This window comes from Nocardia sp. NPDC058244 (assembly GCF_042882065.1).
GTDB lineage: Bacteria > Actinomycetota > Actinomycetes > Mycobacteriales > Mycobacteriaceae > Nocardia.
On record NZ_JBHVWX010000011.1, the window covers coordinates 31,930 to 47,657 of the forward strand.

Here is a 15,728-nt window from a genome sequence, read left to right on the forward strand (position 1 = left end):
TCAGCCGCAGGCATTGACCCATTCGGACAGGCCGTCGGCGAAGAGCTGCCGCTTCCAGATCGGCACCTCGTGCTTGATCCGGTCGACGAGCTCGGCGCAGACGGTGAAGGCCTCGGCCCGATGCGGCGCCGCGACCGCCACGACGATCGCCAGGTCGCCGATGGTGAGCGAGCCGATGCGATGGATCGCCGCCACCGGAAGTCCGTGCGTGGCGGCGACGTCGGCGCAGATGTCGGTCAGGAATCGCTCGGCCTGCGGATGCGCCGAGTACTCCAGCGCGGTCACTTCCTGGCCGCCGTCGTGATTGCGGACCTTGCCGGTGAACACCACCACGGCACCGAATTCCGGTCCGTCGACGGCGTTTTCGACGGCGAGGGGATCGAGCGCCTGGTCGCTGATCGCGGTCAGGCGCACCGCGCCGTGGTCATTCATGGTCGCCGCCTCCGGCTACTTGCGCGAGCAGATGGTCCAACAGGGGTTCCAGGACCGCGATCCCGTCCTTCACCCCGCCGGGCGATCCCGGCAGGTTGACCACGACGGTGCGGCCCGCCAGCCCGGCGACGCCCCGGCTGAGCGCCGCGAGCGGGAACTTCGCCGTGCCGCGCTGCCGGATGGCGTCGGCGACGCCGGGCAATTCGCGATCGAGGACGGCACGGGTGGCCTCGGGGGTGGCATCGGTGGGGGAGGCACCGGTGCCACCGGTGGTGATCACCAGTGTGGGCGCACCCGTGAGGGCATCGGCCAACCCCGCCGCGATCTCGGCGTCGGCGTAGACGAGCGGGCCGCGTACCGAGAATCCCTGTGCGCCGAGCCATTCGGCGAGAACGGGGCCGGTGGTGTCGAGCCTGGTGCCCGCCGCCGCGCCGGTGGACGCGACCACGACCACGGCGCTGCGTGCCTCGACACCGGCGACCGGTTGGTCGGCCGCGCTCGGTGACGCCGTTGCGGTCCGCGCCTCGGGCCGCACCCAATGCCCGTGCTTGCCACCCTCTTTGGTGACCAGCCGCACCCCGTTCATCACCGCGGCGGGATCCACCGCCTTCACCATGTCGTGCAGCGTGAGCCCCGCGACGGCGACCGCGGTCAGCGCCTCCATCTCGACCCCGGTCGGCCCGGTGGTCTTCGCGGTGGCCTCGACCGTGATGGTCGTCTCGGTGAACCCGAACTCCACCTTCACCGACGACAACGCCAGCTGATGACACAGCGGGATCAGCTCGGAAGTCTTCTTGGCACCGGCGATTCCGGCCAGCCGCGCCGTCGACAGCACATCCGCCTTGGGCATCCCCTCGGCGCGCACCAGCCGGACCACCTCGGCCGTGGTCTGCAATTCGCCTGCGGCGACGGCGATCCGGGTGGTGTCGGCCTTGCCGCTGACATCGACCATGCGCGCGCGACCCTCGCGGTCGAGGTGGGACAACTCGCTCATAGCGTCAAGATTCGCACAGGGACACCCGCGGGCAGCGAGGTGACCTCGGCGGGCACATCCACGAGCACATCGGCCCAGGCCATGCCCGCGATGAGATGGGAACCGGGACCCGAGACCACTTCGACGCCGTCGTCGGTCAGCAGGCCGCGCAGATACTGGCGCCTGCCCGCGGGCGAACGCACCGGCGTCAGCAGGGTCACCTCGGCGGTGGCGGGCGCGGGCAGCCCGCCCAGCGCCCGCACCACGTCGCGGGCGAATACCGCGTAGGACACGGTGGTGCTCACCGGATTGCCGGGGAAGCTCAGCACCGGCACCCCGTCGACGACGGTGTAGCCCTGCGGTCCGCCGGGCTGCACCGCGACCGAACCGAACGTTCCGCCCAGTGGTTCCAGCACGTCCTTGACGACCTCGAAATCGCCCTTCGACACCCCACCGGAGGTGAAGACCAGATCGGCGGCGGCGACGGCGGCGCGCAGCACGGCGGTGAACTCGGCCGGATCGTCGGTGCTGTGCGCGACCTCGACGACCTCGACACTGTCGGCCCGCAGGGCCGCGGCCAGCGCGATCCCGTTGGAGTTGTAGATCTGACCCGGCGCCAGCTCGCTCCCGGCGGGCCGGAGTTCGTCACCGGTGGTGACGCAGACCGCGCGCAGGCGGCTCAGCACCGGCACGGTCGCCAGGCCGACGGCGGCCAGCGCCGCGATGTGCCGGGGCGCGAGCACCGTGCCCGCCCTGGCGACCAGCGCACCGGCGCGCACGTCGGTCCCGGCCTCCCGCACGAACTCACCGCGGGCCCGGCCCCGCTCGACCACGATCCGGCCCTCGCCCGCCTGCACGTCCTCGACCGGGACGACACAGTCGGCGCCGGGCGGGATCGGCGCGCCGGTCATCACCTTCAGCGCGGAGCCGGCGGGCAGCGGCTCGGCGCCCGGCTTGCCCGCCGCCACGACCCCGGCGACCGGCAGGGTGACCGGCGTGACCGCCACATCGGCCGCCCGCACCGCGTACCCGTCCATGGCCGAGTTGCGGAACACCGGCAGATCGATCGGGGACAGCACGTCGTCGGTCAGGACGCGGCCGAGCGCGTCGGGGACCGCCACCTGCTCGGCCGGGCGGTCGGCGAGGTGGGCCAGCAGCGCGGCGACAGTGTCGCGGTACTCGTCGACGCTGCGCGCCGACGCGGTGGCGGGCCGGGGAGTCATGCTGCCAGCCTAATCGCCGTCCGACCGGCGGGTTCGGCCCGGATCGCTCACCGCGGCCGGGCGCGGGCGGTGAGCTGTCGACTTCGTGACAGATCGGCGCTCCGCACGGTTCACGCCGGGGCCGACGGGTCATACTGTAAAGATGACGCTGGTCGAAATGGGGATTCCCGCTGTGCGATCGGAGCGGCCTTCCCTGGACGGCCGGCCCGAGACGCCGCTCCTCGTCGACCGCTTCGGCCGGGTCGCGCGCGATCTGCGCGTCTCCATCACCGAGAAGTGCTCGCTGCGCTGCACCTACTGCATGCCCGAGGAGGGCCTGCCGCCGATCCCACGGCAGGAGCTGCTGAGCGCCGACGAGATCATCCGGCTGGTGTCCCTCGCCGTGCGGGAACTGGGCGTGCGCGAGGTGCGCTTCACCGGTGGCGAACCGCTGATGCGGCGCGAGCTGGAGGAGATCATCGCGGGCTGTCACGCGGCGGTGCCCGACACCCCGCTGGCCATGACCACCAACGGCGTCGGCCTCGAACACCGGGCCCGGGCCCTGGCCGAGGCCGGACTGAGCCGGGTCAATATCTCCCTCGACACCGTCGACCGGGTCGATTTCACCCGGCTGACCCGCCGGGACCGGCTCGAATCGGTGCTCAACGGCATCCGCGCCGCCCGCGATGTCGGGCTGGCACCGGTGAAGGTGAACGCGGTGCTGATGCGGCAGAACCTGGCCGGTGCGCCGGACCTGCTCGCATGGTGCCTGGCCGAACAGTGCGAGCTGCGCTTCATCGAGGAGATGCCGCTCGACGCCGACCACGAGTGGGCTCGCAACAACATGGTGACCGCCGCCGACCTGCTCGACGTCCTCGGCGAACGGTTCACCCTCACCGAGGCCGGACGCGTCGATCCGTCCGCGCCGGCCGAGAAGTGGCTGGTCGACGGCGGCCCGGCCACGGTCGGCATCATCGCGACGGTCACCCGCAAGTTCTGCGACAGCTGCGACCGGACCCGGCTCACCGCCGACGGCATGCTGCGCTCGTGCCTGTTCAGCGACCAGGAGTTCGACGTGCGGACCGCGCTGCGCGCCGGTGCCGACGACGACGAGGTCGCCGAGCTGTGGCGCGGTGCCATGTGGCAGAAATGGGCCGGTCACGGTATCGACGCCGCCGGTTTCGTCCCCCCGGAACGCACGATGGGAGCCATCGGTGGTTGAGGTCCGCTACTTCGCCGCGATCGCCGACGCGGTCGGCAAGAACTCCGAATCACTCGACCTGCCCACCGGCGCGACCGTCGCCGACCTGCGCGCCTCGCTGGCGGCCGCCTACGGCACCGAGGTCGACTCGCTCGTCGGGGTCTGCGCCTTCCTGATCGGCGACGAACTCACCCGCGACCCGTCGGCCATGCTCCGCGACCGCGTCGACGTCCTGCCCCCGTTCGCGGGCGGCTAGCCGGATGGTCCAGAGCGCGGCTCCCGACGTCGACAGCTATCTCGCCGAACTCCCGGACGAGCGCCGCGCGGCGCTGACCCGGCTGCGCGCGCTGTGCCTGGCCGAACTCCCCGGCTTCACCGAGGTCATGGCCTACGGCATGCCCGCCTACGAACGCGACGGTGTCGGCGAGATCGCCTTCGCCAGCCAGAAGCAGTACATCTCCTTCTACCTGCTGCGCTCCGACGTCCGCGCCGCCTTCGCCGACCGGCTGGCGCGCGAGGACATGGGCAAGGGCTGCCTGCGCTTCCGCAAGGAACCCGACTACGACCTCATCCGGGACCTGTTGCGCGCGACCGCGCCGGATGTCGGTGCGCCGATCTGCGACCCCTGATCTGCTACTTCCACCAGGTGTCGAGGGGAGTCACCGGGACGGTGCGCTTGTGCCGGGTGTTGGTGAAGATCGACTCGACGCGGGCCGCGACCTCCGGGGTGACGTCCTTGCCCTCGAGGTAGTCGTCGAGCTCGGCGTAGCGCAGGCCGAGAGCTTCCTCGTCCGGCAGGGCGGGCCGGTCGTCCTCGAGGTCGGCGGTGGGGACCTTGGACCAGATGCTCGACGGGGCGCCCAGCTCCTGCAGCAGCGCGGCGCCCTGGCGCTTGGTGAGCCCGGTGAGCGGGGTCAGGTCGACGCCGCCGTCACCGAACTTGGTGAAGAACCCGGTGACCGCCTCGGCAGCGTGATCGGTGCCCACCACCAGCAGGTTCTCCTGCCCGGCCAGTCCGTACTGGGCGACCATCCGCTCGCGGGCCTTGATGTTGCCGCGCACGAAGTCACGCAGCCGCTCGTGGTCGAGCGCACCGGCGACCTCGGCGGCCACCGCGTCGGCGCCGGGGCGGATGTTCACCACGACCGACCGATCGGGGTCGATGAAGTTCAGGGCGATCTGCGCGTCGTGCTCGTCGGCCTGCACGCCGTAGGGCAGGCGCACGGCGAGGAACTTCGCCTCGACGCCCTCGGCGCGCAACTCCTCGACGGCGAGCTGGCACAGCCTGCCCGCCAGGGCGCTGTCCTGGCCGCCGCTGATGCCGAGGGCGAAGCCGCGCGCCGGGGTGGAGTTCAGGTAGTCCTTGAGGAAATCGACGCGGCGGCGGACCTCCTGCTTCGGCTCGATCTCCGGCAGCACACCCAACTCGGCGATGATCTGTTCACGCAGTGTCCCCATGCCGCCTCACTCTACTTGTGCGGCAGGGGAAACGACGCGGCGAACGAGCCATTCCCAGTTGTCGCCGATCTGAGCGCGGGTGTAGCCGAGGATGTCGATCTGGTGAACGACCAGCGCCGCGGACAACGTCGACAGCAGGGTGTCGGCGACCAGCGGCAGTTCCCCGGTGACCCCGGCCTCCCGCAGCAGCAGCGCGACGTGCGCCTTGTGCAGGCCGTACGGCCCGCCGCCGAAGCGCCCCTTCTCCTCGGCGGCCCGGTGCAGGTCGCCCTCGACCTCGATGTCGAGCAGCCGGGTCCGCCCGAACGCGATCAGCCGCTCGACCGGGCTCGCGTCGGGGCCGAGCGGCGCGGGCCCGAACATGAACGCCGCCTGGAACTTCTGCTCGGAGTGGTCGAGCAGGGCCAGCATCAGACCGGTGCGGTTCCCGAACCGCCGGAAGACGGTGCCCTTGCCGACGCCCGCGCGCTTGGCGACCGCGTCCATGGTCAGCCCGGCGACCCCGTGCTCGCGCACCAGCTGCTGGGCGGCGTCGAGCAGCAGCGCGCGGTTGCGCGCGGCGTCGGCGCGCTCGATCGGCTCGGCCTCGCCGGGCGGCGGCGGCCCGATCGGCAGCAGCGGCGGCTCGTCCGACCTGGGTGTGCTGTAGCTCACGCCGCTCACACGTCCTCCGCGGGAAGTAATCGGACTGGGGTCCGGTTAATGCCTGATGAAACTTCGATCATCCCACTGAGTACACCAGGAGTCGTCATGGCCGGGACCCGCATCCTCACTCTCGTCGGAAGCCTGCGCGCGGGCTCGATCAACCGCCAGCTCGCCGAGGCCGCGGTGAAGACCGCGCCGGAGGGCGCGGACATCACGATCTACGAGGGTCTCGCGGAGATCCCGTTCTACAACGAGGACCTGGACGTCCCCGGCGCGGTCCCCGCGCAGGCCGAGGCGCTGCGCGCCGCCGTCGCCGCGGCGGACGCCGTCCTGCTCGTCACCCCCGAATACAACGGCACCCTGCCCGCCGTGCTGAAGAACGCCATCGACTGGGCCTCCCGCCCCTACGCCGCGGGCGCGATCAAGGGCAAGCCGGTCGCGGTCGTGAGCGCCTCCATCAGCCCCAGGGCCGCCGAGTGGGCCCACGGTGACGCGGTCAAGGCGATCGGTGTCGCGGGCGGTGTCGTCGTCGAGGCCGCGCACGCGCGCTTCGGCACCATCGGCGAGCGTTTCGGCCAGACCCACCCGGCCCAGGACGCCGAGGCGCTGACCCAGCTCGGCGCGACCGTGCACGAACTGGTTGCCGCTGCGAACGGGACGCTGGTCTCGGCGTAAGCTTCCTGTCGGCTCGAAGAGGGGCGTCGCGTCCGGTGTGGACGCCACGCCCCTTTCGCGTGTCCCGCGAGGTTTGCTGAGGACTCGCCGGGATGCAGAATCGTGATCTGGACCACTGTTTTCCCAGCGTGTCGATCGCGCGTCCTGGGACTTACGGCAGGGGAATTACATCTGTGCGACTCGCAACACCTTGTGTTGTTCCAATCTGTCGGCCACTAGGTGTAGTGTCTCCAGTACTGGAAGACGGTGTGAAGCCATCACTGATCGGGCCCAAGGGAAGGGGTTACGAGCAGGGCTTTCTTCGCCAGATCCAGGAGTTTGCGCAGCATCACCGTTCGTGCACTGCATACGGATCACAGGCTGTGGATCAGGCATAGGAGAGGGAGAACCTAGATGACCATCACCGTGTACACCAAGCCCGCTTGCGTCCAGTGCAATGCCACCTACAAGGCGCTCGACAAGGCCGGGGTGGACTACGAGATCATCGACATCTCCGAGAACGCCGAGGCGCGTGACTACGTCATGGCGCTCGGCTACCTGCAGGCTCCCGTCGTCGTCGCCGGTGACGACCACTGGTCGGGCTTCCGCCCCGACCGCATCAAGTCGCTCGCCGTCGCGGCCGCTTAGGACCTTCGCCGGAAGGAGGCGTCATGCCCGAACGGACGACTCCGGGCGGGCTGGTCTACTTCTCCAGCGCTTCGGAGAACACTCGTCGTTTCGTCGAGAAGCTGGGTCTGCCGGCTACTCGGCTTCCACTGCACACCGCTGAATCGCTGCGCGTCGACGAACCCTACGTGCTGATCACCCCCACCTACGGGGGTGGTCGGCACGTCATGGGGGGCCAACGGTCCGACAAGGACCTCGTACCGCGGCAGGTCGCCAAGTTCCTCAACGACCCGCACAACCGCGCCCTGCTGCGCGGGGTGATCGCGGCCGGCAACACGAACTTCGGCGATACCTATTGCGCTGCGGGCGACATCATCTCGCGAAAATGCGGGGTGCCGTACCTGTATCGCTTCGAACTCATGGGAACCGCTGAGGACGTCGCGCGCGTCCGAGAGGGATTGGGATTGTTTTGGCAACAGCAACCACAGCACCGACCGGCAAGACTGCCCGCCTAGAGCAGGCCGCGGTGCGCGGCGAGGCGGGTGAGGTCCTCGACTACCACGCCCTCAACGCGATGCTGAACCTGTACGGCCCCGACGGCAAGATCCAGTTCGACAAGGATCGCGAGGCCGCGCACCAGTACTTCCTCCAGCACGTCAACCAGAACACCGTCTTCTTCCACAACCTGGACGAGAAGCTGGACTACCTGGTCGAGGAGAACTACTACGAGACCGAGGTCCTCGAGCAGTACAGCCGCGAGTACATCAAGAGCCTGTTCCAGCGGGCCTACGCCAAGAAGTTCCGGTTCCCGACCTTCCTCGGCGCGTTCAAGTACTACACCTCGTACACGCTCAAGACCTTCGACGGCAAGCGCTACCTGGAGCGGTTCGAGGACCGCGTCGTGATGGTCGCGCTGACGCTGGCCGCCGGTGACCAGGGCCTGGCGGACAAGCTGGTCGACGAGATCATCGACGGCCGGTTCCAGCCCGCCACCCCGACCTTCCTCAACTCCGGCAAGAAGCAGCGCGGCGAGCCCGTGTCCTGCTTCCTGCTGCGCATCGAGGACAACATGGAGTCGATCGGCCGCTCGATCAACTCCGCCCTGCAGCTGTCCAAGCGCGGTGGCGGTGTCGCCCTACTGCTGAGCAACATTCGTGAGCACGGCGCGCCGATCAAGAAGATCGAGAACCAGAGCTCGGGCGTCATCCCGATCATGAAGCTGCTGGAGGACTCGTTCTCCTACGCCAACCAGCTGGGCGCGCGCCAAGGCGCAGGCGCGGTGTACCTGCACGCGCACCACCCCGACATCTACCGCTTCCTCGACACCAAGCGGGAGAACGCGGACGAGAAGATCCGCATCAAGACGCTCTCGCTGGGCGTGGTGATCCCCGACATCACCTTCGAGCTGGCGAAGAAGAACGAGGACATGTACCTGTTCTCGCCGTACGACGTCGAGCGCATCTACGGCAAGCCGTTCGCCGATGTCGACGTCACCGAGAAGTACTACGAGATGGTCGACGACAAGCGCATCCGCAAGTCGAAGATCAAGGCGCGCGAGTTCTTCCAGACCATCGCCGAGCTGCAGTTCGAGTCGGGCTACCCGTACATCATGTTCGAGGACACGGTGAACCGGGCCAACCCGATCAAGGGCAAGATCACCCACTCGAACCTGTGCTCGGAGATCCTGCAGGTCTCCACCCCCTCGGAGTTCAACGACGACCTGTCCTACTCGAAGGTCGGCAAGGACATCTCCTGCAACCTGGGGTCGCTCAACATCGCCAAGGCGATGGACTCGCCGGACTTCGGGCAGACGATCGAGACCTCGATCCGCGCGCTGACCGCCGTCTCGGACCAGACCCACATCTACTCGGTGCCCTCGATCGAGCAGGGCAACAACGAGTCCCACGCCATCGGCCTCGGTCAGATGAACCTGCACGGCTACCTGGCGCGCGAGCGGGTCCACTACGGTTCCGAAGAGGGCGTCGACTTCACCAACATCTACTTCTACACCGTGGTCTACCACGCGATCCGGGCCTCGAACCTGATCGCGAAGGAGCGCGGCAGCGCGTTCGGCGGCTTCGCGGAGTCGAAGTACGCCAGCGGCGAGTACTTCGACAAGTACACCGACCAGGCGTGGGAGCCCAAGACCGACAAGGTCGCCCAGCTCTTCGCCGACGCGGGCGTGCGCATCCCCACCCAGGACGACTGGCGTGAGCTGAAGGCCTCGGTGCAGGAGTTCGGCATCTACAACCAGAACCTGCAGGCGGTCCCGCCGACCGGGTCGATCTCCTACATCAACCACTCCACCAGCTCGATCCACCCGGTGGCGTCGAAGATCGAGATCCGCAAGGAAGGCAAGATCGGCCGCGTCTACTACCCGGCCCCGTACCTCGACAACGACAACCTCGAGTACTACGACGACGCCTACGAAATCGGCTACGAGAAGATCATCGACACCTACGCCGCGGCCACCCAGCACGTGGACCAGGGCCTGTCCCTGACCCTGTTCTTCAAGGACACCGCCACCACCCGCGATATCAACAAAGCTCAGATTTATGCCTGGCGTAAGGGAATCAAGACGCTGTATTACATTCGTCTGCGTCAAATGGCGCTGCAGGGGACTGAAATAGAGAATTGCGTCTCCTGCATGTTGTAATTTCTTGTCGCATACTCGGTGCGGAGGTCTGATGGGCACGCCGACGGATGGTGTGATCTACGGAGTTCGCCTCCGCACCGAGTATGACTACCGGAAGCAGAATCGCAAAGATGTCATTGCCGACGTCCTCGATTGGGTCTACGGACTGAAGAAATTGGGACGCGCGGAGATTGACTGGATTGCGTATCTGCGGAGACAAGGCCAGCCGCTGCTCAATCTGGCTGATGGCGGGCTCCGGCCTACTGGTGTGATCTGGACTGCGGAAATGCGGGAGGCTGTGCGGATCCGGTCGACCGGCCGTCCAGAAGTGCGTCGGTTCGGTGAGGGGAATCCGTTATATCAGGAATCCGAACGGCGGGAAGTTTGGTCCTGATCATCCCGGATTCGGGCACGTAGTCTCAGAGGAAACACGTCGGCTTCTGTCCGAACAGAAAACAGGCGCGAAAAACCCGAACTACGGACGAACTGCCAGCGATGAGACGCGGGCAAAGATGTCAGCGGTTCGGAGAGGCCGGCCGATGCCGTCGAGTAAGCGCAGCGCGCACACGCGCCATCACACCAACAAGGGCGTGTTCAAAGAGTCTTGTCCGCACTGCGTCGAGGACCTGGCGAAGGATCCCAAACCTGGGGCCGAGAGCTGAAACACGTTCCTCAGCCGATGCTGCCGAAGATGTCGAAGCAGCACCAGCCGCCGCGGAACCACTGGCCGATCAGCTGCCACAGCGTCGGGTCGCTGCCGTCGGCGTGGCGTAGCCGCAGGCCGAACGAGCATTTGCCTATCGTCGTGCGGGTGTACCGCTGGACCACCGTGCGGTGCAGGAAAGAAGCGCCGAGCCAGGCGGCGATGCCGTACAGGACGGCGGTCGCGCCGGTCGCGACGTACCAGACGGTGGCGCCGATGGCGGCGTGCAGTGCCATGTCGATGAGGAACGCGGGGATCACCCCGGTCTCGTCACCGGCGGAAGTGCGTCCGGTGAGCGGGAATTCGCTCTTCGGTCGCTGCGGCTCGGCGCTCTCGGGCCGGACGAAGGTCAATCGGCCGTCGGCGTCGCGCTCGTAGCCGCCGGTCCGCTCGGCGCGCCGGGTCGCTGTCGTCGTGCTCATGGGGCCAGCGTGGTCGACGTCGCTTAACAAGCACCCGGTGGCGACCTTGCCGTCCGCGGAAGGCCCAGGTCGCCGCGCCGCGGCGAGGCGGCGCCGGTACCGGAATCCGCCGGATACGGTAGGAACCGGAGCTCTGTTGTGCCGAAGCGCAGTTCGTCGAACCGAGGTCGAGGAGGCCGGATGTCCGGAGCGGAGCAGGGGAAGACGGTGGGCGACGGGCTCGACCTCGCGTTGGCGCCACGCGAGCGGATCGAACGGCCGGAACGTGGTGGGCGCGGGCGGGATTCGCGCAAGATCGTGCCGCGGTCGGACCTCGGCGCGTGGGATCCGGAGCGGCGTGGGCACGACGCGCTGGCGACCGTGCTGGCGCAGAACGCGCTGCGGGCACCGGACCTCGTGCCGATCCGGATGGCGCGCATGGCGGCCTCGCCGTGGACGTTCTATCGCGGGGCCGCCGCGATCATGGCCGCGGACCTGGCGTCGCGGCCGAATACCGGGATCGGGGTGCAGCTGTGCGGGGACGCGCACGTGCTGAACTTCGGCATGTGGGCGAGTCCGGAGCGCAATCTCGTATTCGACCTGCGGGATTTCGACGAGACGCTGCCCGGTCCGTTCGAGTGGGATCTGCTGCGCCTGGTGGCCTCCCTCGTCGTGCTCGGCCGCGACAACGGGGTGCCCGCCGCTCGGTCGGACGCGGCGGTGGCGGCGGCCTCGGTCGCCTACCGGGCCGCCATGGCCGAGTACGCGCGCACCCCGGAGCTCGATATCTGGTACGAGCGGGTCGACGCCGAGGACTTTCTCGGCTACTTCGGCCCGCGCGCACAGGAGTTGGTGCGCAAGGAGATCCGGCGCGGAACGGTGAAACGCACCAGTCGGGGGGCGTTCGGCAAGTTCACCGAGATCCGGGACGGGCGACGGCGGATCACCGAGCTCCCGCCGTTCCGGGTGGCCGTCGGTGCCGACCAGCGCAGGCTCGTCGGCGCGGTCGTACACGACTACGCCGAGTCGGTGCCCGACCACATCTGGTCGCTGCTGACCCGGTTCCGGGTCATCGATGTCGCGCGGCAGGTGGTCGGGGTCGGCAGTGTCGGCATGCGGGTCTACCTGGCGCTGCTCGAGGAACGCCGCACCGGCGACCCGTTCTTCATCCAGGTCAAGCAGGCAGGCCGCTCGGTGTACGAGGACTTCCTGGCGCCGAGTCGCTACGACAACCACGGTTCGCGGGTCGCCCACGGCCAGCGCATGCTGCAGTCCACCACCGACAAATTCCTCGGCTGGACCCGCGTGGACGAGATGGACTTCTACGTCCGCCAGTTCCGGGACATGAAGGTCACCGCCGACGGCACCCTCGTCGCACCGCAACTCGAACAGTTCGCCACCGCGTGCGCCCGGGTCCTGGCCCGCGCCCACGCCCGCTCCGGCGACGCCGCCCGCATCGCCGACTACCTGGGCCGCAGCGAGCGCACCGACACCGCCCTGGTCGACTTCGCCCGCGCCTACGCCGACCAGAACACGCGCGACCACGCCCAGCTGGTCGCGGCGATCGCCGACGGCACCGTCCCCGCCCACGAGGTCGGCTGGGCCTGATCGCTTGTGCCGGCGCTCGCATCGTTCCGCGCGCGGCTACCGGCCTCGCAGAAGATCGCCATGCAAGCGCTGCAGAACATACTGCGGAGATATCGGAATCCCGTGGTGACCGTGAAGATCCTGGCTTCCCGCTATCGCATGGATGACGCGGTTGATGTCCTTCGAATGATCGGATGACTCGCTGCTGGTGCGGTGCCTCGGAGAGTGGGCACCGCCGGGCCCGCTACCGGGGAAGTGGCAGCGGGCCCGGGCGGCACGATTAGCCCGCCGAGCCTGTGAGAATGCGTGGCAGGCCCGCTGCTGAGCCGCTGCCGCTGACGCTGTTGCCGTCGGGTAGTTCGGCGCCCGATGATCCGGGCCGGTGGATGTGGACGGTGACCGGTGCGGTGCCGTCGGCCACGACGGTGACCACTCGCGCCCCGGCCGCCGAGGTGACCCGGCCGCCGCTCACCCGCACCTCGTAGCTGTCGGGCAGCGCCAGGTCGGACACGTAGATCTCGGTCGGTGCCGACGCGGTTCCCGGACGGTAGCGATAGGCGAAATCGCCGGTGGCCGAATCGAATACCATCGCCTCCGGGGTGCCCGCGGTGGCCTGGGGATAGGTGCGGACCAGTTCGCGGCCGAGGTCGCCGCGGAAGGGGTCGCCGTCGGTGCCGCGGTAATGCCAGTAGTGCCAGCCGACGAAGCGCTCGTCGGCGCGGGTGGTGGTGTTGCGCAGCACGGTCGGATCGCCGTCGCCGAATTCGGTGACCATGGTCGGGATGTCGGTGCGGGCGGTGAAGGAATCGATGTTCGACCAGGTCTTGTCCTGCTGTACCGAGCACACCGCGCGCAGTTCCTCGGGCAGTCCGAGGTAGATGGCGAGCTGGCTGGGGATGCAGTAGTCGTGCGGGGCGAACACGATGTTCGGGCTGGTGATCGGCGGATTCTTGCCGAGATGACTCGGCATCGTCTCGTTCCAGGTGACATTCGGCTCCCAGAACACCGGCACCGCGCCGTTGCGGGCCCGCACCGCGTCGGTCAGCCGTTGCAGCGCGCGCTGGTACTTGGCGTCGAAGTCCGGGCAGCCGTCCGGGAAGCAGGTGAGAAACGGTGTGCCGGGCCAGGGTTCGTTGAGCAGCTCGATGCCGAGCACGCTCGCGCGCCCATTCAGCCGCTCGGCGAGTGCGCCGAGGGCGGTCCCGAGATGATCCAGGACGCCGTAGGTGTTGTTCCAGACCTCGTCCCAGCCGGCGTTCATGCTCGGCATCAGGTAGTACAGCGGGAAGCCGGGATTGGGCTCGCCCTCGCCCGGCCTGGCCCGGATCGCCCACTCGGGAAAGCCGTTGCCGCCCCAGATCTCGGAGAGCCCGTCCTGGTGGTTGTCGAGCAGGGTGTAGATCCCGTGCGCGGCCAGGGTGTCCACCACCGTCTCGACCCGATCGAGGTAGGCCGTGTCGACCACGCCCTCGGTCGGCATCAAGCCGTCGAAGGACACCCCGAGCCGCACCGTGTTGAACCCGTGCCGGGCGAGCAACGCGGCCGCGTCGTCGCTCAGCGCGAACCCGTCACCCGCCTGCAGGTACGGCGCGTCCTTGTCCACGGTGTTCACCCCGTGCAGCAGCACGGTCCGCCCGAACCCGTCGACCAGCGCCGCCCCCTGCGCCCGCAACGGCGTCAACCCCGGCTCCGCCCCCACCGGCGCCACCCCGCCACTCGCGACCATCCCCACCACCAGCGCGGACACGGCCGCCCATCGCCCCCACCGCGGCGACCGCCACCGTCGAATCCCTGCTCTCGCCATCAGTGTCCCTCGATCCACTGGTGGACATGCGTCCATTTGAACGCATGTCCAAGTACCTGGCGTGAGACCATAGCGGCCGACTACCGATGTGGTCAAGGACACAGGAAGGGTGGAACCGCCACGGCCGGACCGGATGTGGCGACTCGGCAACCACCGGCCTCGGCGGTGCGACGACGACCCCGGCGCGTCCGCCTGCGCTGGTCCGCCCCCGAATCGCGCGGGTGGCGATCGGGGGCGGGCGAGGGTCAGCGCAGGGCGGGGAGTACCTCGCGTTCGAAGAGTTCGATGCCGGAGGTGTCGTAGGCGGCCTCGGGGAAATTGAAGATGGCGTAGTCGAGGCCGAGATCCTTGACGGCGGTGAGGCGTTCGACGATCTGTTCGGGGGTGCCGACGGCGGCGCTGGTGTCGAACTGCTCGTGCACGCGGGCCTTGGCCTCGTCGGCGCCGAGGAACGGGGTGTAGCGGTCGATGACGGCGGAGAGGCGCTCCTGGACTTCGGATTCGGTGCTGCCGACGATGGCGTTGAAGTTGGAGCTGCGGGTGATCGCGCCGAAATCGGTGCCGACCTCGGCGCAGTGCTGGCGCAGGATCTCCGACTTACGGGTGAACTCCGCCGGATCGCCGCTGAAGTTGGTGTAGTCGGCGTACTTCGCGGCGATCCGCAGCGTCTTCTTCTCGCCGCCGCCCGCGATCCAGATCGGAATGCCGTTCTCCTGCAACGGCTTCGGGTGCACGATCGCGTCGTCGACCTGGTAGTACCTGCCGTCGAGGGTGGCCCGCCCGGTCCGCCAGGCCTGCCGGAAGATCTGCACGCCCTCGTCCAGGCGCCCGAGCCGCTCACCGGCCGACGGGAAGCCGTAACCGTAAGCGCGCCACTCGTGTTCGTACCAGCCGCCGCCGATGCCCATCTCCACCCGGCCGCCGGAGATCAGGTCGACGGTGGCGGCCACCTTGGCCAGGTACGCGGGGTTGCGGTAGCTCATGGCAGTACACATCTGGCCGAGCCGCACGCGGGTGGTGCTGGCCGCGAACGCCGACATCAGAGTCCACGCCTCGTGGGTGGCCTCGTTGGTCGGCACCGGCACGGTGTGGAAGTGGTCGTAGACCCAGATCGATTCCCACTCGGTGCCGGTATCGAACCGCTGGGCGAGCTCACGCATCACCGCCCACTGGTCCGCCGGTTCGATACCGACCAGGTCGAGCCGCCAGCCCTGGGGGACGAAGATGCCGAACCGCACGTGATTCTCCTCAGTGTGTTGATCGAGCCGAAGGTCGCGGCGCCTAGCACCGCGGCTGCCCTGCCCACTTTTCCCACTGCCGCGCACCGAGGCAACTATTGAACGCTCGGCGCGCTGAATCCTGGACCGGCGGTTATTCGCTTGGCGTGACCGTCGCCGGCGGGCATG

General features: G+C 68.6%; 18 protein-coding genes. 10 read left to right on the plus strand and 8 right to left on the minus strand.

Annotated elements, in window-relative coordinates; genetic code table 11:
- From ACFVW6_RS30230 to glp, 3 genes are read right to left on the minus strand one after another with little or no spacing between them, the layout of a single operon-like run.
- Window positions 1-432: a molybdenum cofactor biosynthesis protein MoaE gene (locus ACFVW6_RS30230; protein WP_378833883.1), complete on the minus strand. Its 432-nt coding sequence runs from the start codon at window positions 430-432 to the stop codon at window positions 1-3.
- Window positions 425-1,426 carry a bifunctional molybdenum cofactor biosynthesis protein MoaC/MoaB gene (gene moaCB, locus ACFVW6_RS30235; protein WP_378833881.1) on the minus strand — a complete coding sequence of 334 codons (1,002 nt, stop codon included), beginning with the start codon at window positions 1,424-1,426 and terminating at the stop codon, window positions 425-427. Before moaCB ends, ACFVW6_RS30230 begins: the two co-directional genes overlap by 8 nt.
- Complete coding sequence (gene glp / locus ACFVW6_RS30240; RefSeq protein ID WP_378833879.1) at window positions 1,423-2,628, minus strand: gephyrin-like molybdotransferase Glp; 1,206 nt, start codon at window positions 2,626-2,628, stop codon at window positions 1,423-1,425. Before glp ends, moaCB begins: the two co-directional genes overlap by 4 nt.
- Before the next feature lie 142 nt (window positions 2,629-2,770).
- Between glp and moaA the strand changes: the two genes are divergently transcribed.
- From moaA to ACFVW6_RS30255, 3 genes are read left to right on the plus strand one after another with little or no spacing between them, the layout of a single operon-like run.
- On the plus strand, window positions 2,771-3,829 hold the full coding sequence (gene moaA, locus ACFVW6_RS30245; RefSeq protein ID WP_378833877.1) for a GTP 3',8-cyclase MoaA: 1,059 nt from the start codon (window positions 2,771-2,773) through the stop codon (window positions 3,827-3,829).
- Window positions 3,822-4,064: a MoaD/ThiS family protein gene (locus ACFVW6_RS30250; protein ID WP_355282288.1), complete on the plus strand. Its 243-nt coding sequence runs from the start codon at window positions 3,822-3,824 to the stop codon at window positions 4,062-4,064. Before moaA ends, ACFVW6_RS30250 begins: the two co-directional genes overlap by 8 nt.
- 4 nt (window positions 4,065-4,068) lie before the next feature.
- Window positions 4,069-4,437, plus strand: a complete 369-nt coding sequence (locus ACFVW6_RS30255; protein ID WP_378833874.1) for an iron chaperone — start codon at window positions 4,069-4,071, stop codon at window positions 4,435-4,437.
- Between the two features lie 4 nt (window positions 4,438-4,441).
- Here ACFVW6_RS30255 and nadE read toward each other — a convergent pair whose 3' ends face one another.
- Together nadE and ACFVW6_RS30265 are read right to left on the minus strand one after the other, a co-directional pair.
- The gene (nadE, locus tag ACFVW6_RS30260; RefSeq protein WP_378833872.1) at window positions 4,442-5,266 is read right to left on the minus strand and encodes an ammonia-dependent NAD(+) synthetase; all 825 of its coding nucleotides are present in this window, start codon (window positions 5,264-5,266) and stop codon (window positions 4,442-4,444) included.
- Between the two features lie 6 nt (window positions 5,267-5,272).
- Window positions 5,273-5,929 carry a TetR/AcrR family transcriptional regulator gene (locus ACFVW6_RS30265; RefSeq protein WP_378833870.1) on the minus strand — a complete coding sequence of 219 codons (657 nt, stop codon included), beginning with the start codon at window positions 5,927-5,929 and terminating at the stop codon, window positions 5,273-5,275.
- An 87-nt stretch (window positions 5,930-6,016) separates the two neighbouring features.
- On the opposite strand from ACFVW6_RS30265, the gene ACFVW6_RS30270 reads away from it, so the two are divergent.
- The 6 genes from ACFVW6_RS30270 (at window position 6,017) to ACFVW6_RS30295 (ending at window position 10,489) form a co-directional block, all read left to right on the plus strand.
- Entirely contained in the window at window positions 6,017-6,586 is a 570-nt protein-coding gene (locus ACFVW6_RS30270; RefSeq protein WP_355282278.1) for an NAD(P)H-dependent oxidoreductase, read from the plus strand.
- A 393-nt stretch (window positions 6,587-6,979) separates the two neighbouring features.
- Window positions 6,980-7,213 (plus strand): redoxin NrdH, encoded by a 234-nt coding sequence (locus ACFVW6_RS30275; protein WP_355282275.1) that lies wholly within the window; start codon window positions 6,980-6,982, stop codon window positions 7,211-7,213.
- Window positions 7,214-7,236: 23 nt separating this feature from the next.
- On the plus strand, window positions 7,237-7,707 hold the full coding sequence (gene nrdI / locus ACFVW6_RS30280) for a class Ib ribonucleoside-diphosphate reductase assembly flavoprotein NrdI (RefSeq protein ID WP_355282273.1): 471 nt from the start codon (window positions 7,237-7,239) through the stop codon (window positions 7,705-7,707).
- Between the two features lie 11 nt (window positions 7,708-7,718).
- A complete protein-coding gene (gene nrdE, locus ACFVW6_RS30285) occupies window positions 7,719-9,848 on the plus strand; it encodes a class 1b ribonucleoside-diphosphate reductase subunit alpha (protein WP_378833945.1) in 2,130 nt (709 codons plus the stop codon).
- Between the two features lie 31 nt (window positions 9,849-9,879).
- Window positions 9,880-10,221: a hypothetical protein gene (locus ACFVW6_RS30290; protein ID WP_378833954.1), complete on the plus strand. Its 342-nt coding sequence runs from the start codon at window positions 9,880-9,882 to the stop codon at window positions 10,219-10,221.
- The gene (locus tag ACFVW6_RS30295; RefSeq protein WP_378833867.1) at window positions 10,169-10,489 is read left to right on the plus strand and encodes an NUMOD3 domain-containing DNA-binding protein; all 321 of its coding nucleotides are present in this window, start codon (window positions 10,169-10,171) and stop codon (window positions 10,487-10,489) included. The genes ACFVW6_RS30290 and ACFVW6_RS30295 overlap by 53 nt, the downstream gene beginning before the upstream one ends.
- Window positions 10,490-10,499: 10 nt before the next feature.
- On the opposite strand, the gene ACFVW6_RS30300 is transcribed toward ACFVW6_RS30295, so the two are convergent.
- Complete coding sequence (locus tag ACFVW6_RS30300) at window positions 10,500-10,952, minus strand: RDD family protein (RefSeq protein WP_378833864.1); 453 nt, start codon at window positions 10,950-10,952, stop codon at window positions 10,500-10,502.
- Between the two features lie 180 nt (window positions 10,953-11,132).
- Here ACFVW6_RS30300 and ACFVW6_RS30305 point away from each other — a divergent pair, with 180 nt between their 5' ends.
- A complete protein-coding gene (locus ACFVW6_RS30305) occupies window positions 11,133-12,539 on the plus strand; it encodes a DUF2252 domain-containing protein (protein WP_378833862.1) in 1,407 nt (468 codons plus the stop codon).
- A gap of 259 nt (window positions 12,540-12,798) precedes the next feature.
- On the opposite strand, the gene ACFVW6_RS30310 is transcribed toward ACFVW6_RS30305, so the two are convergent.
- Both ACFVW6_RS30310 and ACFVW6_RS30315 read right to left on the minus strand, forming a co-directional pair.
- Window positions 12,799-14,244: a cellulase family glycosylhydrolase gene (locus ACFVW6_RS30310; protein ID WP_378833942.1), complete on the minus strand. Its 1,446-nt coding sequence runs from the start codon at window positions 14,242-14,244 to the stop codon at window positions 12,799-12,801.
- A 323-nt stretch (window positions 14,245-14,567) separates the two neighbouring features.
- Window positions 14,568-15,560: an LLM class F420-dependent oxidoreductase gene (locus ACFVW6_RS30315; protein WP_378833859.1), complete on the minus strand. Its 993-nt coding sequence runs from the start codon at window positions 15,558-15,560 to the stop codon at window positions 14,568-14,570.
- Between the last annotated feature and the right edge of the window lie 168 nt (window positions 15,561-15,728).